The organism is Streptomyces sp. 1222.5, assembly GCF_900105245.1.
Lineage (GTDB): Bacteria > Actinomycetota > Actinomycetes > Streptomycetales > Streptomycetaceae > Streptomyces > Streptomyces albidocamelliae.
In genome coordinates, this window is sequence record NZ_FNSZ01000001.1 from 8112642 (window position 1) to 8133386 (window position 20745).

The 20745-nt window shown below is 72.9% G+C and carries 17 protein-coding genes and 1 pseudogene; 11 read left to right on the plus strand and 7 right to left on the minus strand.

Annotation, left to right across the window (positions count from 1 at the left end):
* Positions 1-53 precede the first annotated feature (53 nt).
* The 3 genes from BLW57_RS36770 to msrA all read left to right on the plus strand — a co-directional run bounded on the left by BLW57_RS36770 (position 54) and on the right by msrA (position 3725).
* Positions 54-2258: an MMPL family transporter gene (locus BLW57_RS36770; RefSeq protein ID WP_093480007.1), complete on the plus strand. Its 2205-nt coding sequence runs from the start codon at positions 54-56 to the stop codon at positions 2256-2258.
* Positions 2259-2298: 40 nt separating this feature from the next.
* Complete coding sequence (locus BLW57_RS36775) at positions 2299-3018, plus strand: LmeA family phospholipid-binding protein (protein WP_093480008.1); 720 nt, start codon at positions 2299-2301, stop codon at positions 3016-3018.
* Positions 3019-3203: 185 nt separating this feature from the next.
* Positions 3204-3725: a peptide-methionine (S)-S-oxide reductase MsrA gene (gene msrA, locus BLW57_RS36780; RefSeq protein ID WP_093480009.1), complete on the plus strand. Its 522-nt coding sequence runs from the start codon at positions 3204-3206 to the stop codon at positions 3723-3725.
* 91 nt (positions 3726-3816) lie between these two features.
* Here msrA and BLW57_RS36785 read toward each other — a convergent pair whose 3' ends face one another.
* Positions 3817-4968, minus strand: a complete 1152-nt coding sequence (locus BLW57_RS36785) for a glutathione-independent formaldehyde dehydrogenase (RefSeq protein ID WP_093480010.1) — start codon at positions 4966-4968, stop codon at positions 3817-3819.
* Positions 4969-5450: 482 nt separating this feature from the next.
* Between BLW57_RS36785 and BLW57_RS36790 the strand changes: the two genes are divergently transcribed.
* Positions 5451-6662: a S8 family peptidase gene (locus tag BLW57_RS36790; protein ID WP_093480011.1), complete on the plus strand. Its 1212-nt coding sequence runs from the start codon at positions 5451-5453 to the stop codon at positions 6660-6662.
* Between the two features lie 464 nt (positions 6663-7126).
* The gene (locus tag BLW57_RS36795; RefSeq protein ID WP_093480012.1) at positions 7127-7405 is read left to right on the plus strand and encodes a hypothetical protein; all 279 of its coding nucleotides are present in this window, start codon (positions 7127-7129) and stop codon (positions 7403-7405) included.
* Between the two features lie 101 nt (positions 7406-7506).
* Here BLW57_RS36795 and BLW57_RS36800 read toward each other — a convergent pair whose 3' ends face one another.
* Both BLW57_RS36800 and BLW57_RS36805 read right to left on the minus strand, forming a co-directional pair.
* Positions 7507-7902, minus strand: coding sequence for an iron chaperone (locus BLW57_RS36800; protein WP_256339869.1), 396 nt, complete (start codon positions 7900-7902; stop codon positions 7507-7509).
* A 176-nt stretch (positions 7903-8078) separates the two neighbouring features.
* On the minus strand, positions 8079-8534 hold the full coding sequence (locus BLW57_RS36805; protein ID WP_093480013.1) for a carboxymuconolactone decarboxylase family protein: 456 nt from the start codon (positions 8532-8534) through the stop codon (positions 8079-8081).
* A 175-nt stretch (positions 8535-8709) separates the two neighbouring features.
* On the opposite strand from BLW57_RS36805, the gene BLW57_RS36810 reads away from it, so the two are divergent.
* Both BLW57_RS36810 and sigJ read left to right on the plus strand, forming a co-directional pair.
* Complete coding sequence (locus tag BLW57_RS36810) at positions 8710-11163, plus strand: tetratricopeptide repeat protein (RefSeq protein ID WP_093480014.1); 2454 nt, start codon at positions 8710-8712, stop codon at positions 11161-11163.
* Between the two features lie 127 nt (positions 11164-11290).
* Entirely contained in the window at positions 11291-12205 is a 915-nt protein-coding gene (gene sigJ / locus BLW57_RS36815) for an RNA polymerase sigma factor SigJ (RefSeq protein WP_093481090.1), read from the plus strand.
* A 135-nt stretch (positions 12206-12340) separates the two neighbouring features.
* Here sigJ and BLW57_RS36820 read toward each other — a convergent pair whose 3' ends face one another.
* Positions 12341-13078, minus strand: a complete 738-nt coding sequence (locus tag BLW57_RS36820; RefSeq protein WP_093480015.1) for an SDR family oxidoreductase — start codon at positions 13076-13078, stop codon at positions 12341-12343.
* A gap of 235 nt (positions 13079-13313) precedes the next feature.
* Complete coding sequence (locus BLW57_RS36825; protein WP_093480016.1) at positions 13314-13661, minus strand: DUF1330 domain-containing protein; 348 nt, start codon at positions 13659-13661, stop codon at positions 13314-13316.
* Positions 13662-13854: 193 nt separating this feature from the next.
* Between BLW57_RS36825 and BLW57_RS36830 the strand changes: the two genes are divergently transcribed.
* The 4 genes from BLW57_RS36830 to BLW57_RS36845 all read left to right on the plus strand — a co-directional run bounded on the left by BLW57_RS36830 (position 13855) and on the right by BLW57_RS36845 (position 19085).
* Entirely contained in the window at positions 13855-15006 is a 1152-nt protein-coding gene (locus BLW57_RS36830) for a permease (protein ID WP_093480017.1), read from the plus strand.
* A 94-nt stretch (positions 15007-15100) separates the two neighbouring features.
* Positions 15101-15820, plus strand: a complete 720-nt coding sequence (locus BLW57_RS36835) for a FadR/GntR family transcriptional regulator (RefSeq protein ID WP_256339695.1) — start codon at positions 15101-15103, stop codon at positions 15818-15820.
* Positions 15817-17256, plus strand: a complete 1440-nt coding sequence (locus tag BLW57_RS36840) for a hypothetical protein (RefSeq protein WP_093480019.1) — start codon at positions 15817-15819, stop codon at positions 17254-17256. The genes BLW57_RS36835 and BLW57_RS36840 overlap by 4 nt, the downstream gene beginning before the upstream one ends.
* Positions 17253-19085 carry a GMC family oxidoreductase gene (locus BLW57_RS36845; RefSeq protein ID WP_093480020.1) on the plus strand — a complete coding sequence of 611 codons (1833 nt, stop codon included), beginning with the start codon at positions 17253-17255 and terminating at the stop codon, positions 19083-19085. The genes BLW57_RS36840 and BLW57_RS36845 overlap by 4 nt, the downstream gene beginning before the upstream one ends.
* A 91-nt stretch (positions 19086-19176) precedes the next feature.
* On the opposite strand, the pseudogene BLW57_RS36850 reads toward BLW57_RS36845, so the two are convergent.
* A pseudogene (locus BLW57_RS36850) lies at positions 19177-19824 on the minus strand (MFS transporter); the annotation flags it as partial.
* A 34-nt stretch (positions 19825-19858) separates the two neighbouring features.
* Positions 19859-20668, minus strand: a complete 810-nt coding sequence (locus tag BLW57_RS36855; RefSeq protein ID WP_093480021.1) for an SGNH/GDSL hydrolase family protein — start codon at positions 20666-20668, stop codon at positions 19859-19861.
* Between the last annotated feature and the right edge of the window lie 77 nt (positions 20669-20745).

A 20745-nucleotide genomic window follows, 5' to 3' on the forward strand; every position in this document is an offset into this window, starting at 1 on the left:
CATTTCTTCTCTAGAGTTCGCGTCAGTCGTGACACTTTCCTCTGGAGGCCACGGTGCCCCGTTCCTCGCCCCACCTCCCGGCGCCGGCCGAAGCGCCCGCCGGTCCGCGTCCACCGGCCGGACCCGCGCCCGCGCCCGGCGGACTCGGCCGCCTCGGCGCCTTCTGCGCCCGGCACCCCGCAGCCGTCATCGCCGGCTGGCTGCTGGTCCTCGCCGCGGCCCTTGCCGGCCGGCACCTGGCCGCCCCCACGTTCAGCGATCAGGTCAGCCTGCCCGGCACCGCCTCCCACACCGGTGCCGACCTCCTGGCCCGGTCCCTGCCCGACGCGGGCAGGCCCAACGGCAAGGTCGTCTTCCACACCGGCTCCGGCACCGTGGGCGACCGGCGGTCCGCCGTGGACCGGACCGTGGCCGAGCTGCGCGACCTGCCGCACGTCACTGCCGCCTCCGCGCTCGTGACCAGCGACGACGGGCGTACCGCGTACACCACCGTCTCCTTCGACGAGCAGCTGAAGAGCCTCGGTCACGACTACACCGCGCGGCTGGACGAGGCGACGGCGCCCGCCCGGGCGGCGGGGCTGGGCGTCGCGTACGGCGGCGACCTCGAACAGGTGGTGCGGGAACCGGCCGACGACAAGCTCAGCGAGGGTGTGGGTGTCGCCACCGCCCTCGTCATCCTGCTGCTGGCCTTCGGCAGTGTCCTCGCCGCGCTGCTGCCCCTGGTCACCGCCCTGATCAGCGTCGGCGTCGGTCTCGGCATCGTGGGCGTCGTCGCCGCCACCCTCTCCCTCGCCACCTCCGCCACGACCCTCGCGGGCATGATCGGCCTAGGCGTCGGCATCGACTACGCCCTGTTCCTGACCACGCGCTTCCGGCAGGACCTCGTCGAGGGGCGCGATCCGGTCGAGGCCGCGGCACGCACCGCCCACACCAGCGGACGTGCCGTGCTCATCGCCGCCCTGACCGTGGCCGTCGCCATGCTCAGCCTCTACGCCTGCGGACTGACCTTCATCGGGAAGATCGGGCTGGCGGCCACCCTCGCCGTCGTCGTGACCGCCGCTGCCGCCCTCACCCTGGTCCCGGCCGCCCTGGGACTGGTCGGCCGGCGCATCGACCGGCTGCGGGTGCGCCGCCCGGTGGCCGAGAGCACGGGAGCGCGCGACGGCTGGCACCGCTACGCCGGACTCGTCTCCCGGCGCCCGTGGACCTTCCTGGTCGTCGGCCTCACGGTCCTGGGCCTGTGCTCCGTGCCCCTGCTGTCGATGCGCCTCGGCCACGTCGACGCCGGCGCGGACCGGGCCGGCAGCAGCACGCGTACGGCGTACGACTGGATCGCGCACGCCGACGGGCCGGGCTTCGGACCGGGGGCGAACGGACCCGTCCTCGTCGTCGTCGACGTGAGCCGGGCGACGACACCCGCCGACCGGATCTCCCAGGACCTGACCGCCGCCCTCCGGGGCACCCCCGGCGTCGCGTCCGTGAGCCCCGTCAGGGCGAGCCCGGACGGAAAGGTCCTCGCCACCACGGTCACCCCGGCCACCGGCCCGCAGGACCAGGAGACCGGCGCCCTGCTCGACACCCTGTCCGGGCGGACGCTGCCGAAGGCCCTCGACGGCACGGGAGCGAAGGCCTGTCCGACCGGCAGTGTGGCCGGCCAGGCGGACTTCCGCGCCACCATCGGCGAGCGGCTGCCCCTCGTCATCGGCATCGTCCTGGTCCTCGCCTTCCTGCTGCTGACGACCGTCTTCCGCAGTGTGGTGATCCCCCTCAAGGCCGTCGTCCTCAACCTCCTCACCACGGCCGCTTCCTACGGCGTGCTCGTGGCGGTCTTCCAATGGGGCTGGGGGGACTCGCTGCTGGGCCTGTCCGAGCCGGTGCCCATCGAGTCGTACGTCCCGATGATGATGTTCGCCATCGTCTTCGGACTGTCCATGGACTACGAGATCTTCCTGCTGTCCCGGATCGCGGAAGCCTGGAACCGCACCGGCGACAACAGGCTCTCCGTGGGGGAGGGGCTGTCCTCGACGGCGCGTGTCATCTCGGCCGCCGCCTTCATCATGACCGCGGTGTTCCTGTCGTTCACCGCCTCGCCCACCGTGGTCGTGAAGATGCTCGCGCTGGGACTGGCGATCAGTGTGATCGTCGACGCGACGGTGGTCAGGCTGGTCCTGGTGCCGTCGGCCATGTTCCTCATGGGCAGGGCGAACTGGTGGATACCCCGCCGGCTCGACCGGCTCCTGCCGCACGTGCACGCCTGACCGTCCCGCATCCACCCGACCGAACCGGAGCAGAACCCACGTGATCCTCAACCGCCGAGGCAGGACCCTCACCCTGGTCGCGGCCGCCGCGACACTGGCCGCCGTCGTCTGCGCGACCGATCTCCTCGTCGAGCACCGGACCGAGGCGAAGGTCGCCGACCAGGCGTCGCGCAGTCTGCGCCCCGACGGGCCGGTGCACGTCGACCTCACCACCTCGCTCGCCGGACTGCGCACCCTCGGCGGAGACGTCGGTGACGTGGAGGTGAGCGCCGAGGGCGTACACCGCCAGCACGCCGTGATGGACGTGACCGTCCGGCTGAAGGACGTCACGACGGACGGCCGCAGCGCCGGCGGCACCGCCACCGCCACCGTCGGATACGACCAGGTGACCCGGCGCCTGGGGGCACTCGGTGACGGGCTGACGGCCGGCGGCCGGGACGGGGACCTGGTCCTCGGCGGCAGCGTCGGGACCCTGGGGCTGCCGGTCACCGTGCGGGCGAAGGTGTCCACCACGTCCGACGCCTTCACCATCACGCCCACCACGGTCGGCGTCCTCGGCCGGAACGTGCCGGTCGACGACCTCGACGCCCTGCCGGCCGCGTCCGGGCTCAGGGACCGGCTGAAGCCCCGCACGGTCGCCGTCACCGGACTGCCCCGCGGGGTAGCGCTGACCTCCGCCCACGCCACCGGCGACGGCCTCGCCCTGGACTTCTCGATAGCCGCGGGCCCCACACCGAAGGGAGACGGGGAGGCCGCCTGACACCTGGGCGGAAAGGGCCCCCCGAGGGGCGGCGACCGGGAATCAAACGCGCCGATCCCCGGTTGCAGAATGTGTCGTGAGCGGCCGTCGACCGGCCGCTCGTCGACAGTAAGAGGCCGAGTGACCGTGGGGCCGGCACGCCGACGAGCGCGCCGGACCGTGGGTCGAGCGTGAGGGAGCGACCGATGACAGTGGGAACCGAGCGAGCCGTGCTGGCGGGCGGTTGTTTCTGGGGCATGCAGGACCTGATCCGCAAGCAGCCGGGTGTCGTGGGCACGCGCGTCGGCTACAGCGGCGGTGACACGCCGAACGCCACGTACCGCAACCACGGCGACCATGCCGAGGCCATCGAGATCCTCTTCGATCCCACGGCCACCAGCTACCGCGACATCCTGGAGTTCTTCTTCCAGATCCACGACCCGACGACGCGGGACCGCCAGGGCAACGACCTCGGGCGAAGCTACCGGTCCGCCGTCTATTACACCGACGAGGAGCAGCACCGCGTCGCCGTGGACACCATCGCGGACGTCGAGGCGAGCGGTCTGTGGCCGGGCAAGGTCGTCACGGAGGTCGAGCCGGTGGGCGACTTCTGGGAGGCGGAGCCCGAGCACCAGGACTACCTGGAGCGCTACCCCAACGGGTACACCTGCCACTTCCCGCGCCCGAACTGGAAGCTGCCGCGCCGCACTCCGTCCGCCACGAACTGAGGCCCGGCCGCCCTTTCGGGCACCTGCCGAGAAGGTCCCGGCGCACCCCGTGCGCCGGGACCTTCCGCGTCATGCGGACGTCACGACCGCCTCACGCGGCGAGTGCGTGACCCGGGTGCAGCACCACCTTGGTGTAGCCCTCGATCCGCTTGTCGAACTTCTCGTACGCCAACGGGGCGTCCTCCAGCGGCAGCTCGTGGGAGACCACGAAGCTGGGCTTGGCCCGCCCGGCGATGATCATGTCGCGCAACTGGCGGTTGTACCGCTTGACGTTGCACTGACCGGTGCCCATCTGCTGGCCCTTCTCGAACATCTTGCCGATGGAGACCAGCAGCTGGCCCTGCTTGGCGTGCTCGTCGGGTCCGCCCGGGTCGGAGGGCACGTACAGACCCGGTATGCCGAGCATGCCGGTGGGCCGGACCGTCATGACGAGTTCGTTGAGGACGATGGCCGGTTCCTCGTGGCTCGTGTCGTGCGACTGGGCCTGGTAGCCGACGGCGTCCACGCCCTTGTCGGTTCCCTCGCCTCCCGTCTGTTCCCTGATCTGTTCGGCCGGGTCGCCCTTGGTGAAGTCGATGGGGATCGCCCCGATCTCCTCCGCCTTGGCGAGCCGCTCGGGCACGCGGTCCACGGAGAACACCTTCGACGCGCCCCGCAACAGCGCGGAGTAGGCGGCCATCAGACCCACGGGGCCCGCGCCGTAGACGGCCACGCTCTCACCCGGGGTGACCTGGGCGAGTTCGCATCCGTGGTACCCGGTCGGGAAGATGTCGGCGAGCAGCACGAAGTCGGTCTCGAATTCGTCGCCCGGCGGCAGCTTCAAGCAGTTGAAGTCCGCGAACGGCACCCGCAGCAGCTCGGCCTGGCCGCCCTTGTAGGGGCCCATCGCGACATAGCCGTAGGCTCCGCCGGCGAAGCCCGGATTGACCGTCAGACAGAACCCGGTCTTCCCGGCGAGGCAGTTCTTGCAGAACCCACAGGCCACGTTGAACGGCATGACCACGCGGTCACCCTGGGACAAGGAGGTCACACCGCTGCCGACCTCCTCGACGATGCCGAGGTTCTCGTGCCCGAAGACGATGCCGGCCTCCGCTGCGGTGCGGCCCTCGTACATATGCAGGTCGGAACCGCATATCGCGGTCGACGTGACCCTCACCAGCACGTCGTTCGGGTGCTGGATCTGCGGATCATCGACGTCCCTCACCGTCACGCTGAACGGCTTTTCGTAGACGACGGCTTTCACCCTGACCACCTCCGCGGCTGGCGCTGGACGACGGCGGTGGAAAGGCCGCTGCCCGGGGGACGCACAGGTGGAGCGTGGGCCCGCGGTCCATGCCGTGGCCCCCATGCGCTCTTCTCACCGCCGGTACTTACCAGCTAACGACCCCGGGGCAGGGGTTGCAACCCATACGGGCACACACCCTCGGTGTCGCGCACGAGTGCGGATTCATGTGCCGGAGCGCGTCCCTCCGTGGACGGCCGGTGAAGGAATGGTCACGGACTTTTCTTGATCGTTCCTTGGTGATTCAACCAACGCGACGGGCTGCGCGAATGCGTGCGGGTTGCCTCGTGGATGCGTGAGTCCTGTGGAGATCGGCCTCGGCCGGGCCGTCGTCGCGGGATGCGGGGATTGATCTGCTCGCGACAAGTAGGCACGCTCCATGGCGCGAGCAGGACGTCGCCGCTCGCGCCGATCCCCCCACACACAGCACGAGGAGACCCCTCTTGACGGCGCATCACAAACGCATAGGCAGGGCCAAGACCGTCACCGCGATCGCGGCCGCCGCAACCGTCGCGGGCACCGCCCTGTACGTGACCCCCGCCGCGCAGGCGGACCAGCCCGCGGAAGGCGTGGTCTACGGCCTGAACGCCGAAGGAGCCGTGTCCGGCAGCTACATCGTCCTGCTGGACCAGAAGACCTCGGGCGCCGAGAAGCAGGACCTGGCCCAGGAGTACGGCGGCCAGATCAGCCGGACCTACGGCTCGTCGGTCAACGGGTTCTCCGCGGACAGCCTCAGCGAGACGGAGGCCAAACGCCTGGCCGCCGACCCGGCGGTCGCCACGGTGGTGCAGAACAAGAAGTTCCACATCGACGCCACCCAGGACAAGCCGCCGTCCTGGGGGCTGGACCGCATCGACCAGAAGGACACCGCGGGCGACGGCAAGTACACCTACCCCGACAAGGGCGGCGAGGGGGTGACCGCGTACGTCATCGACACCGGCGTACGCATCAGCCACAAGGACTTCGGCGGCCGTGCCGCCTACGGGTTCGACGCGGTCGACAAGGACGACACCGCCGACGACGGCAACGGTCATGGCACCCACGTGGCCGGAACCATCGCCGGTACGGCCCACGGTGTGGCCAAGAAGGCCAAGATCGTCGCGGTCAGGGTCCTCGACGACAACGGCTCCGGCACCACCGAGCAGGTCGTCGCCGGCATCGACTGGGTGACCAAGAACCACAAGGGTCCGTCCGTCGCCAACATGAGCCTCGGCGGAGGCGTCGACCAGGCCCTCGACGCGGCGGTCGGCAAGGCCATCGCCTCGGGCGTGACGTTCGCGGTCGCCGTCGGCAACGAGTCGGCGGACGCCGGCCAGAGCTCCCCGGCGAGAGTCCCCGAGGCCATCACGGTCGCGTCCAGCACCAAGGACGACGCGCAGTCGGACTTCTCCAACTTCGGCAAGACGGTGGACCTGTACGCCCCCGGCTCGGACATCACCTCCGACTGGAACGACAGCGACGAGGGCACCAAGACGATCTCCGGCACCTCGATGGCCACCCCCCACGTCACGGGCGCCGCCGCCGTCTACCTGGCCGGGCACCCGGACGCCACCCCGGCCCAGGTCGCCTCCGCCCTCACCGGCGGTGCGACCGCCGACAAGATCACCAACCCGAGCAGCGGCACGGCCAACAAGCTGCTCAAGGTCATCGAGTAGGTTCCCTTCCCACCCGACCGACCGGACCCCGTGACCCGGTGGTGCCGCCTCCCTGCGGAACGGGCGGCGCCGCCGGGGCGCGGGGTCGCCGGGGCCGGGGACGAGAGAGAGGGGTGCCCGGTAGGGGATCGTCCGGATTCTGGGTCGTAGGGGCGCTCGACGACGAGGACGCGGCCCGGCTCGCGCCGGCCGCGGTGCCGCGATCGAGGCGGCGGCCGCGCGGGAGTCGACCGTGCGGGCGTGGGCACGGTGGACGGAGGACGTGTCGCTCGCGGGCGGCGCGGTGCCCGTCCGGCGCCCCGACGGCGGCGGCACCGAGCAGGCGCTGCGCCTGCTCGACATGCTCGAGGACTCGGCCCTCGACGCCCCGGCCGACGACGGCGCACTCCACGTCCTCGTCCGGTGGGAACGGTTCGACGCACGCGTCGCACCGTTCGCCGCGGCGATCCGCAAAGGACAATCCCGTGGCCGCCCTGTTCCACGGACTCGGCCCCGAGCGCGCCGGGACGCTGCCCGGCCGGCCCGGCGACCCCGTACTGAGCGCCCCCGCCGTACGCCACCACCTGCCCGGTGTCGAAGCGGTCCTCGCCCTGGCCGGCGAGGAACGAACCCGGGCACTGGCCCGGATCGGCGACCGGCCGGGGGACGAGGATCCTCGGCAGCTCCTCGACGGCCCCCTGCGCGTGTGGCGGGAGGCCGCCTTTGCCGGGCTGGGCGTGTTCTCCTCACGCATCCGGCTCTGAGCGGCGGCCCTTCGCCCGACCGGCCCACGTGGGCCGGCCGGCGCCCGGGGCGGCCTGCCATTCCTGGGCGGCCGCCCGTCGGGGGCTCCCGTGCACCGGTCTCAGCCCACCGCCTGGCGTACCAGCGCGCCGATCCTCGCCTCGTCGGCGGCGGTCAGTTCCCTCAGGGCGTACGCGGCCGGCCACATGGTGCCGTCGTCGAGGCGGGCCCTGTCGCTGAAGCCGAGCGTCGCGTACCTGGCGCCGAACTTCTTCGCGCTCTGGAAGAAGCAGACGACCTTGCCGTGCTCGGCGTACGCGGGCATCCCGTACCAGAGCTTCGGCGCGAGGCCGGGCGCGTGCGCCTTGACGACGGCGTGGAGCCGCTCGGCCATGGCCCGGTCCGAGTCCCGCATCTCGGCGATCTTCGCCAGGACGGCCGCCTGGTCCGCCGCCGCCCGGTCCGCCTTCGATCCTCCGCGTGCGGCCGGCCCGACCTCCCGGGCACGCTCCTTCATCGCGGCGCGCTCCTCGTCCGTGAATCCCTCGGACGTGGCGGTACCGGCCGGCTTCTGTGCGTTCTTCACGGTGCGTCCTCCCGGACTGCTGCTGGTGGGATACGACTTCAGGGCGTTCAGGTGCCGAGACGACGGCCTTCCGGGCGGGTACGGCGGCATCGCCGCCGCCGTACCGGTCAGCCCCAAGCGCCGGCGATCTGGCGGGTCGTGGCGTTGAGCCGGTTGAACAGGTTGGTGACGCCGATCATCAGCACGATCGCGGCGAGCTGCTTCTCGTCGTAGTAGGTGGCGGCCGTGTCCCAGACCTCGTCGCTCACCGGGTCGGGACGGTCGGCCAGCCGCGTCGCGGCCTCGGCGAGGGCGAGGGCCGCACGCTCCTCGTCGCTGAAGTACGGCGCCTCACGCCAGGCGGCGACCGTGGCCAGCCCCTCGTCGTCCACCCCCGCCTTGCGGGCGGACTTGACCCCGGCGTCGACACACGCGCTGCAGCCGTTGATCTGGCTCACCCGCAGATGCACCAGCTCCAGCGTCCGCCCGTCCACCCCACCGGAGTGCACGGCCTTGAAGATCTCCTGAACGGGCCGCATCGCGTCGGACAGGACGACGGCGGGGTTCTGCATACGAGACTGCATCGGTCTCCCTCTCTCGGGTCGGTGCCCCGTTGCGGCGGGGCGTGACTCCATGACAGCCCGGCCGGCGCCCCACGACCATGGCGACGGGACACCGTGGGACAGCTGAAACAGCCTTGACCAGCCGGGACTTGGCTGGGAAGACTTGCGCCGTCACGGGACGGGGAGGCGGGGGAACGTGGACGCGCACGAGAGGAACACCCAGACGGACCCACTGGAGGAACTGGCGGCCCGGTTGCGCCTGCTCCAGGAACTCTCCGGCCTCGGGGTACGGGCCCTCGCCCGGGACACCGGCCTCAGCTCCTCCTCACTGTCCCGCTATCTCAACGGGCAGACCGTGCCGCCGTGGCCCGCGGTCGTCGCCCTCTGCCGTCTCGTCCAGCGCGACCCGCGCCCGTTGCGCCCACTGTGGGAACGGACGTCGAACCCGCTGCCGGCGCCGCCGAAGAGCAGCCGCCAGGTGCGGCCGGTGCCACGCAACGACCTGCCGCGCGACGTCCCCGACTTCACCGGACGCGAGGAGCGGCTCGCCGAGCTGCTCGCCGCGGTCGACAGCCACCGGGTGGTGTCCGTCGACGGCATGGCGGGCGTCGGCAAGACCTGCCTGGTGGTGCACGCCGCGCACCGCCTCGCCGTCGACTTCCCGGATGCCCAGCTCTACGTGGACCTGCACGGTTTCACCGACGGCCGGCCCCCGCTCGACCCGGACTCCGCCCTGCGGATGCTGCTCGGCGCGCTCGACGTGCCGTCCGAGAGGGTCCCTCGGGAGGGGCTCGAGCAGCTGGCCGCCTGCTGGCGGTCGGAGCTGGCCCGCCGACGGGTCGTCGTGGTCCTCGACAACGCGGCCGACGCCGACCAGGTCCGCCCGCTGCTGCCCGGCGCCGGTCCTTCCGTCGCCCTGATCACGAGCCGCAACCGGCTCCTCGGTCTGGACGAGGTGCCGCCGGTCTCCCTCGATGTGCTGACCCCGCGGGAGAGTGCGGAGCTGCTGGCGCGGGCGAGCGGCGACCCGGGCGGCCCCGACGGCAGACTGGCCCGTGAGCCGGAGGCGGCCGCCGAGGTGCTGCGGCTGTGCGGCCGGCTGTCGCTGGCCCTGCGCCTCGCGGCGGCCCGGCTGCGGCACCGGCCCGGATGGACCGTGGGCATCCTCGTCGAGCGGCTGGCGCAGGGCGCGAGCGAGTTCGACACCGCGTTCGCCATGTCCGTACGCCAGCTGAACCGGCCCCGGGCCCGGCTGTTCAGGATGCTCGCCCTGCTGCCCGGAGCGACCTTCGACGCGTACGTGGCGGCGGCGCTGGCGGACGTGCCCCTGCACAGCGCGCAGGACATGCTGGAGGACCTGGTCGACGCGCACCTCGTCCAGCAGCCCGCCCCGGACCGCTACCGGCTGCACGACCTGGTGCACCAGCACGCGCGGCGGGCGTCGGCGGAGCAGGACCCCGCGCCCGAGCGCGAACGGGCACTGGGCCGGGTCCTCGACTACTACGTGCACGCGGCGTCCGCCGCCGATGCCGCGATGCCGTTCCTGTCGGCGGGCCGTGCGGTCGCGGCGGGCCGGCCCCCGGCCGCGCTGCCGCGGTTCGCGGACAAGAACGCGGCCTTCGACTGGTTCGTCGGGGAGTACGGCAACCTGATCGCCGCCTTCGAGACGGCGGCCGCCGTCGGCGCCGACGCACATGTGAGCGAGCTGCCGCGGTTCCTGCGCGCCTTCTTCGCGCGGCGCTGCGGCACGACTCACCTGAACGTCCTCTTCGAACGGTCGCTCGCCGCCGCCGAACGCCTCGGGGACCCGGTGCGACTGGCCGAGGCGCACAGCGATCTCGGCTTCGCCCGGTACAACGCGGGCCGGACGGCCGAGGCCGCCGCGTCCTACGAGGCGGCCGGACGCCGGCTGTCCCGGGCCGGGGACGTGCGGGCGGACGCCGAGCTGGCCCTGCGCCGCGGCTATCTGAGCTGGGACACGGGGCACGTCGAGGAGCCGCTCGACCTCTTCCGTCTGGCGGGAAAGCTGTACGAGCAGGCGGGCTGCCCCACGGGCGCCGCGCACGCGGCCGCCTCCGAGGCCTGGGCGATGCTCCAGCTGGGCCACCGTACGGAGGCGGCACGGCTGGCCCGCGAGGTCCTGAGCCTGCCGCACGACGACCCCGGCTGGCCGCCCGCCCTGACCGCCCGGATCACCCTCGGGGTCGCCATCGCCCACGAGGAACCGGACGAGGCCGCGGGGCACCTGCGGCAGGCGCTGACGATCGCCCGCGAGGACGGGCACCTCGACAACCAGGCGTGGTGCCTGAACAGCCTGGGCGTGGCTCTGCGCCGGATGGGCCGCTACGAGGAGGCACTGGCCAGCCACCGGGCGGCGTTCGCGCTGCTGGACGAGTTGTTCGAGGAACACTGGAAGATCCACTACTTGTACGGTTACGGCGAGACCTGCCGCCTCGCCGGCCTGCCCGAGGAGGCGCTGCGACTGCACCGGCAGGCGCTGGAACTGGCTCCGAGGCTCGGCAACCGGTACGCGGAAGCGCTCGCCCACGAAGGCATCGCGGTCGTGCTCGACGGCACGGACCCGGCCGGGGCCGCCGAGCACCGCGCGGCGGGCCGGGCCGTCCTGCGGGGACCCGAATCCGGGTCCTGACCTGGATGGCGGGCCCCGGCACCGCGCGCCCCGGCGACAGGCCGCCGTAGGATCACGGCAGGTCCTCCCCGTGCCGCAGGCACACCATCGCGAGGGCACCGGGGCGACCCGCGGAGGCATCGGCACCATGGACGAGCGGCAGCCCCTCACCGGCGACTCGCTGCGGGCGGCGGCGGACGCGTTCGAGCGGCTGCGGCCACGGCTGTTCGGCATCGCCTACCGCGTCCTGGGCAGCGTGTCCGAGGCCGAGGACGTGGTGCAGGACGTGTGGGTCCGCTGGCAGGGCACCGACCGGAGCGTGGTGCTCGACCCCGGGGCGTACCTGGCGAGGATCGCCACCCGACTGGCGGTCAACGTGGCCCAGTCGGCACGGGTCCGCCGTGAGGCCTACGTGGGCCCGTGGCTGCCCGAACCCGTGGACACCAGCGTGGATCCCCAGGTCGGTGCGGAGCGCGGCGAGGCCCTGGAGCTGGCCGTGCTGCTCGTCCTGCAGCGGCTGAATCCCGTGGAGCGGGCGGCCTACGTCCTGCGCGAGGCGTTCGCCTACGCCTACGACGAGATCGCCGGCATCCTGCAACTGAGTCAGGCCAACACCCGGCAGATCGTCAGCCGGGCCCGCAAACGCCTGGCCGCCGAGCGCCGCGCACCCGTCGACACCGCCCAGCACCGGCGCCTGCTGGACGCGTTCGTCGCCGCCGCACGCCACGGTGACGTGGCCGCACTCGAGAACGTGCTCTCGGCGGACGTCGTGGCGTACGCGGACGGCAACGGCATGCGCGGTGTGGCACGCCTGGAGGTCGGGGGAGCAGCGCGGGTGGCGAGGGTCAGCGCGTTCGCGCGGAAGTTCTTCCCGCGGGCCGTGTACGACGTGGTCGAGGCGAACGGCCGGCCCGCCGTGCTGCTCGCCCAGGACGGAGCCGCCGTCGCCCTGGTGAGCGTCACCGTGGGACCGGACGGGATCGACGGGCTCTACTGGGTGCTGGCGCCCGACAAGCTACGGGCGTACGAGCGGTCGGCACACAGGCTCACCGGGCATCCGTAGCTCCAGCGGGCCACGGGGGCGCCGGCGGGCCGTGGCACCGGCGTGGTGTGCCGAGGCCGGGAAGGCTGTGGTGTGGGGCGGCACGCGCGCCCGTGCGGGTCCGTGGACACACGTGCCGCACCCCCGGTCCGAGGGTCAGTTCCGCTTGAGCCAGTCCTCGTAGCGGGTGGTCACGACGTCCACCGTGTCGTCGCCGGTGAGCACGTCGGGCATCCCCGCGAACAGCCCTGCCGTCTCGTCGGTGACGACGGTACGGCCGTCGGGCTTCACCTCCAGGGTGATCTCACCGAGCCGGTCGAGTCCGTGCACCTCGGGTCCGGCGATGTTGCGCACGCCGTTCGACGGTTCGGCCAGCGCCGCCTCGGCCACGGCACCGGCGACATCGGCGGAGGCGATCGGACGCAGCCGGAGGGAGGGCAGCCGCACCTCCCCGGCCTCGCTGGTCATGTCCATCACCGGAGCGACGAACTCGAAGAACTGGGTGGCGCGCACGATGCTGTACGGGACGCCACTGCCCCGGACGGCTTCCTCCTGGGCGACCTTGGCCCGGTAGTAGCCGTAGTCCGGCACCTGGTCGACGCCGACGATGGAGAGCGCCACATGGTGACGGACACCCGCCTCCTGCTCGGCCGCGCCGAGGTTCTGTCCCGACCGGGTGAAGAAGTCCAGCGCCGGCTCGGCGTCGAAGGACGGGGAGTTCGACACGTCCACGACCACGTCCGCGCCCTTGAGGGCGTCCGCCAGACCCTCGCCGGTGAGCGCGTTGACGCCCGAGGAGGGAGAGGCCGCCACCGCCTCGTGACCCCGACCGCGCAACAGCGCGATCACCTGCGAGCCGATGAGCCCCGTACCGCCGACGACCACGATCTTCATCACTGTCTCCATCCGTTGATTCGGCTTGGCTGACGGACCCCGGTGAAGCCTCACCGGACCCGGTGCGGGAACCCGCACATCAACAGGACAGGACAGCTGCCGGGTCTGTGACAGCCGAGGTGACGCGGATCCCGCCCGCCACGGCGACGCGGGGCCGCTCGGTGCCACGGCCGGCCGCGCGCCTTTCCAGTCTGTGGCCGCGCGTCGAGCCGTGCCAGCCCGGCGTGGCGGCCGGTCACTGGTGGGGGAGGGCCTCCAGCATGGCCTTGGCGGTGGCCGTCGCGTCATAGTCCTCGGCGACTCCCGGTACGAAGACGATGTCGCCCTCGATGTGGCGCGAGCGCAGCGGCGCTATCGCCCGGTATGCGTCCGAGTCCCACCACGCGCGCGCCTCGGTCATCGACGGGAAGCCGATCACCACGACGTGCCCCGGCCAGGCGCCCTCCTTCACCTCGTGCTGTGCGCCGTGCACGAGGAACCGGCCGCCGTACGGTTCGAAGGTCGCGGCGATACGGGCGATGTACTCGGCGATCTCCGGGTGCGGGGCGGCTTCCCGCAGGTGGCCTATCACGTAGGCGGTCATGGCATCCTTCCGGCCGGTCGGCGTCTGACGTCGATGATCATGCCATCGGGTGGGACGCGGGGGCGATTACTTTTCGGGTAAGCGGCCGGCCGCCCGGCGGTGCACCGGTCAGCCGCGAACGCCGGTCCCCGCCCGTCCCCCGGCGGCGGCGTGTCCTTCGCCCGCGCGGTGCCCCGAACGGGAGGCTGCGAGGATGCACGCCGTACTGCACGCACTGTCGATCACCGGGTCCATGACCTGGGAGATCACCTGGGCCCTCGTCCTGGGGTTCACCCTGTCCGCCGTCGTCCAGGCGGTGGTCCGCAAGTCCACCGTCGTCTCACTGCTCGGCGACGACCGGCCCCGCACCCTCGCCGTCTCCGCCGGTCTGGGAGCGGCGTCCTCCTCCTGCTCCTACGCCGCCGTGGCGCTCGCCCGCTCGCTGTTCCGCAAGGGCGCGAACTTCACCGCCGCCATGGCCTTCGAGATCGCCTCCACCAACCTGGTCGTCGAACTGGGCGTCATCCTCGCGCTCCTGATGGGCTGGCAGTTCACCGCTGCCGAGTTCGTCGGCGGCCCCGTGATGATCCTCGTGCTGGCCTTCCTGTTCCGGCTGTTCCTGCGCGAGCGGCTGCTGCGGCAGGCGCGTGAGCAGGCGGAACAGGGTCTCGCCGGGTCGATGGAGGGGCACGCCGCGATGGACATGTCCGTGCGGCGCGGCGGCTCCTTCACCGAGCGCCTGTTCTCCCGCGAGGGCTTCACCGCCACCAGCCACGTGTTCGTCATGGAGTGGGCGGCCATCCTGCGCGACCTGGCCGTCGGCCTGCTCATCGCCGGTGCCGTCGCCGCCTGGGTGCCCGACGCGTTCTGGCGCGCCTTCTTCTTCGAGGGACATCCTCTTGCCGCCAAACTGTGGGGACCCCTCATCGGTCCGGTGGTGGCGATCGCCTCGTTCGTGTGCTCCATCGGCAACGTGCCGCTGGCGGTGGTGCTGTGGCAGGGAGGGATCAGCTTCGGCGGCGTGGTCGCGTTCATCTTCGCCGACCTGCTGATCCTGCCGATCCTGAACATCTACCGGAAGTACTACGGCCGCGGGATGGCGGTCTTCCTCCTCGGCACCTTCTACGTCGCGATGGTCCTCGCGGGGTACTTCGTGGAGTTCGTCTTCGGCGGCCTCGGGCTGATCCCGGACCAGGCCGACGCGAAGGTCCCCATGGAAGGCGTCGGCTGGAACTACACCACCTGGCTCAACATCGTCTTCCTCGCCCTCGCCGCCGTGCTCGTGGTCCGGTTCCTGCGGACCGGCGGGGCGGCCATGCTCCGCATGATGAGCGGCGCGCCGGACCCGGGCGGCGGACATCACTGAGGGCCGATCCCCGCCGGAACGCGCCCAGTTCACACCACGCGAGGCCGGGCCGGCCGTGCCGTGCCCATTGACTCCACCGCGCCGCACTGGTTCAGTGGCTCATCCACTGAGCCACTGGGAGGACGGCGTGGAGGCACTGCCCCGAGAGACCATCGTGGACGTCCTGGAGGGCCGACTGCGGGAGGACATCCTCGACGGACGCCATCCGGCGGGCACTTACCTGCCCCCGGAACGCACGCTCGCCGACGGATACGGCGTCACCCGCACCACCCTCAAGCACGCGTTCGGCCGTCTGACGCAGGCGGGGCTGCTGGAGACCCGGCACGGCGTCGGCACCCGCGTACGGGACTACCTGCGCCTGGGCGGCGCCGACCTGCTGCCCATGCTCGTACGGCACAGCCCCGACTGGGTCGGCGAGGTCTTCGAAGTACGGCGCGGCATCGGCGCCTTGATGGCAGAGCGCGCCGCACTCCGGGCGACCGACCGGCAACGGCAGGAACTGCGCGCCCGGTTGGTGGCCGTGGGCGGCGCGGTGGACGCGGACGCCGTGCAGCTCGCGGACATCGAGGTCCACCGCGCCCTGGCCCGCGCCACCGGCAACCGCGTCTACGTCCTGCTGACCAACACCCTCTTCAACGCCTACCTGCCGGTGCGTGCCGCGCTCAGGGCCCCGTTCACGGACCCCCAGGTGGCCCACGAGCGACTGGAACCCGTGGTCGACGCGGTGACGGCCGGTGACGCGGCGGCCGCCCGGCGGGCCGCCGAACACTATCTGACGGTCACCGAGCGGATCATGCTGGAGGGTCTCGCATGAGCACCGGCACCTCCACGCACCCGGCCGCGCACCGTGGCTCGCCCGTTCGCGGCACGGTCTTCAGCGAGACGATGCTCGGCACCCTGCGGCTCGACGGCGAGGACCGGACCCGGCGGACGCGCCTCGACCTGACCGTCTCTGCCGACCGGGTGCTACGGCCCCTCGGCACGACCGAGGCCCGCGCCACCGGCCGGATACGCGTCGCCGGATGGGCCGACGACCCGGACGTCCAGGGCGAGTTGGAGATCTCGCCAATCGCCCGGCGCCGTATCCGCTATCGCCTCGACTTCACCGCCGACGGCCGCCGGTTCACCCTCGACGGCTGGAAGTCCGTCACCGCACGCAGGCCCGTGACCTCCATGACCGTCCTGCCGTACACCCTCCTCGAGGACGGCGTGCGGATCGGCACCGGTACCCTGCGCTTCCCCCTCGCCACCCGGCTCCTCCCCTTCCTCGCCGGATTCCGGTTCCCCAAGCGGGAGGACCCCGCCGAGTTCCTCCGGCCGCGCTGGCGCGGGGAACCGGGACGCACCGAGGTCTGGTACACCACCGTCACCGACCCGGCCACGGGCGCGGGGCTGTGGCTGCACCACGAGCTGACCGCCCCCGACGACGGATCCGAGCCGTACGCGCACGGCTGGGCCGCGCTCTTCCCCAAGGACGGTCCGGTGCGGCACGCCCGCTTCGGCCCCACCGGGTTCAGCCCCCGGGAGACCGGGTTCAGCGCCGACGGCGTCGAGGTGCGGCCCGGGCGCCTCTCCGGCTCGGCTGACGGCGGCGCACTGCGCTGGGACCTGGCCGAAAAGCCCACCGACGGCCCGCTGTTCACCTTCCCCCGCTGGGCCTGGCGCCGCCCGATGCTGCCGGCCGCCCAGATGCTCCCCGCCGCGCGCGCCCGCTACGACGGCACGTTCGCCCACGACGGCGAGACCCTCACGCTGAGCGCGGCACCGGGCGCGTCGGCGCGCATCTACGGGCACGGCAACGCCCGCCGCTGGGCCTGGCTGCACGCCGACCTCGGCGGGGGAGACGTCCTGGAGATCGTCGCCGCCGTCTCCATGCGCCCCGGCCTGCGCCGGCTTCCTCCGCTGGTGTTCCTCCGGCTGCGCCGGCACGGTCGCACCTGGCCCCGCCGGGCCGAGCGGCCCGCGGCCGGCTGGGCCGGAACGGGACGCTTCCGTGCCGACATCGCCCTGCCCACCTGGACCGTCGTCGGCCGCAGCGGGCTGCGCCGGGTCCGGGTCGAGGTCACCCAGCCCGCGGACCGCACCCTCGCGCTCGACTACACCGACCCCGACGGCCGGCACGCGACGTGCCGCAACAGCGAGCGTGCCGACGCGCACGTCCTGCTGGAACGGTGGTGGTTCGGCGGCTGGCGCACCGAGGCCGAGTGGACCCTCGACGGAACCGCCCACGCGGAGGTGGGCACCCGATGAGCCTCGCCGGACTCGTGTCCGCCCTCATCGCCGACGACGGAGGCGCCGACTGGACCCGCCGCGTCCCCGCCCGACTGGAGACGACGCTCGCCGCCCTGCCGTTCGCCGCCCGGGCCGGGGTCCGGGCGGCGGCGCGCGGCATGGACGCCTACGCCGTCGTGCGCACCGGCCGCACCCTGAGCGCCCTGACCGCCCCCGAAAGGGAGTCCGTGCTGGCGGAACTGGCCGCGCGCCCCGGCCTCCAGCCGCTGCTGGACGTGCTCAAGGTGCCCGTCCTCATGGCGGCCGGCACCGAGCGGATGCTCCAGGACGGCCCCTCCCCGCGCGCCGTCCCGCGCGCGGACCCGCCCCTCGACCTGACGCCCGCGTCCGACTGGCCCGCCCGCTCCACCGCCGACGCGGTGGTCATCGGCTCGGGCGCGGGCGGGGCGACGGCCGCCCGGACCCTGGCCCGCGCGGGACTGGACGTGGTCGTCCTCGAAGAGGGACGGCACCACAGCACCGAGTCGTTCGGCCGGCGCCCGCCCCTGGACCGGTTCACCGAGCTGTACCGCGACGGCGGAGCGACCGTCGCCGTCGGCGCCCCGCCGCTGCTGCTGCCGGTGGGCCGCGCCGTCGGCGGTACGACCGTGGTCAACTCCGGTACCTGCTACCGCACTCCGGACCGTGTCCTGAACCGCTGGAGCAAGGACTTCGGGTTCACGCTCGCCGAAGGCTTCGACCGGTACCTGGACGAGGCCGAGCGCGCGCTGAAGGTGGCCGTCCAGCCTCTCGACGTCCTCGGCGACAACGGCCGTCTGACGCTCGCCGGAGCCCGGGAACTCGGCTGGCGGGCAGCCCCCCTGCGCCGCAACGCGCCGGGCTGCCGGGGCTCCTGCCAGTGCGTGGTGGGCTGTCCCACCGGCGCCAAGCAGAGCGTCCAGCTCTCCGTACTGCCCGACGCCTGCGCCGCGGGAGCACGCATCGTCACCGGGGCGCGGGCCGAGCGCGTCCTCGTCGACGCGGACCGGCCCGGGGGCCCGCGGGCGGCGGGCGTGCGGGTACGCCGGGACGGCGCCGGGTTCGAGATCCTCGCGCCGCTCGTCGTCGTCGCCGCGGGCGCCCTGCAGTCCCCCCAGCTCCTGCGCCGCTCCGGCCTCGGCCGGCACCCGCGCCTCGGTCACAACCTCAGCGTCCACCCGGCCACGAGCGTCGCCGGACGCTTCGCCGAACCGGTCACCGCGTGGAAGGGCGTGCTGCAGAGCGTCGGAGTGGAGGAGCACCACTCGCGGGGCGTCCTCATCGAGGCCACCGCCACCCCGCCCGGGATGGGCTCCTTCGTCCTCCCCGGACTGGGAGCCGAGTTGCGCCGCGAACTGGAGGGCGCCGACCGGCTCGCCACGCTCGGCGCGATGATCGCCGACCGTCCCTCGGGCCGGGTCCTCGGCCGCGACCGCACCCTGCTCCGCTACGACCTGGACCGCCGGGACGCCGGCCGGCTGATGCACGCCGTACGCGCCATGGGCGAGTTGCTGTTCGCCGCGGGCGCCGAGGAAGTGCTCACCGGCATTCCGGCCACGCCCCGGGTGCGTAGTCTCGCGGAGCTGGACACCGTCCTCGCCGGTACCAGCGCGCGGCAACTGCATCTGACGGCGTACCACCCCACCGGCACGGTCGCCGCGGGCGCGGACCCGCAGCGCTGCCCGGCCGACCCGGAGGGCCGCCTGCGCGGTGTGCGGGGGGTGCTCGTCGCCGACGCCTCGGCGCTTCCCAGCTGCCCGCAAGTGAACCCGCAGGTGAGCATCATGGCAGCGGCGCTGGCGATCACCGAGGCGCACACCGGCCGTTGAGCCACGGGCCGGGCGGGCGCGCCCTGTCACGGTCCCGCCGGAGCGGGACGGTGACAGGGCGGCCGGGCCGGCTCTCCCGGGAGCGACCGGGTCAGACGGCGGGTTCGACGGCCTCCTGTTCCGTGCCGCGGGCATGGGCCGGCAGGGTGAGGACGGCCAGACAGGCGAGGGCGGCCACGGCGGCGAAGAAGTAGAAGCCCCACGGGTGCCCGACCCCGGCGGTGACCAGCGCACCCGTGATCGACGGGCCGACGATGGAGCCGATGCGGCCGATACCGGACGCCGAGCCGAGCGCGGTGCCCCGGACGGACGCCGGGTAGTAGTTCGTCACGTAGGCGTACACGAGCACCTGCGCGGAGAAGACGAACACACCGGTGAGGAAGACGACGGTGTCGAGCAGCAGGTCGCTGCCCATCCTGACGCTGAGGGCGGCCAGCATGACCACCGAGATCGCGAACCAGCCGAGCGTGGTGAGCTTGATCCCGCGCCGGTCGGCGACGAATCCGCCCAGCACCAGGCCGGCCACTCCGTCGACGTTCAGGATCAGCAGCTGGGTGACGGACGTGGGGACGGGGTAGCCGGCGTCGTTCATCAGCTTGGGCAGCCAGGTGTTGAGGCCGTAGACCAGCAGCAGGCCCATGAAGGAGGCGACCCAGATGCCGATGCCCGCGCGGAGGTGCTGGGCGAACGGGTCAGCCCGGCACAGCTGCCGCCCGGCCCGCTGACCCGCGCACCCCTCGTGCGCGGACACAGCGGGGCTCGCGGCGCCGGGCTCACACCGCGCCGCTGAGCAGGGGCAGATAGCCGAGGGACTGCCCGGGGGCCGTCGGGTGGTACGACTGCATGGGATCCAGCCAGTCGACGCTGCGCATCCACGGGTTCGCCGAACAGATCTCGTGCCCGGCGAAGGCGGTCCGGGCGTCCGCGAACGTGAACCCGTGGGCGACCGCACGGGCGGCGATCACCGCGTTCAGGCCGTCCACGGCGTCGTTGAGGGCGGCCCGCTCCACGTCCTGGAGACCGCGCGAACAGCCGCCGTGGAGCTGGTAGAAGTGCGGGTAGCCGAGCACCACGACACGCGCGGCCGGCGCCTTGGCCCTGATGGCCGAGTACAGCACCTCGAGATTGCCCGGCAGGGTGCCCGCCACGAACGAGCGGGCCGCGGTGATGGCGGACAGGCAGGCGGTCCGGCCGGGCAGCGCGCAGGTGGCCATGACCCTCGCGAAGCCCGAGTCGCTGCCGCCGACCGTGAGGCTGACCAGTCCGGTGCGCGGCCCCAGCGGGCCGAGTTGCTTCTTCAGCACGTCGCCGGTGTGCGCGCCGTTGCACGCGGTGAAGCTGAACGAGGACGGCGCGTGGGCCGCGGCCCACAGGGCGGGGTACGACCGGGTGCTGCGCAGGCAGGACAGGCCGGCGGAGAGGTAGTCGCCGGCCCCGACACCCGACGAGTAGGAGTCGCCGAGCGCCACGTAGGCCAGGGCTGCCGGGCCGGGCGCCGGACGCGCGGTCGCCGGACCGGCGACGGTGCACACGGCGGCGAGGAGGACCGAGGACACGCGGGACGCTGTGCGGGACTGTCTCATATCCCCCTGATAGCGCGGCCCGGACCGCTCGGCCCGACCTGACCGGCCACGCTCCGTGACCCTGTTGCCGAACACCG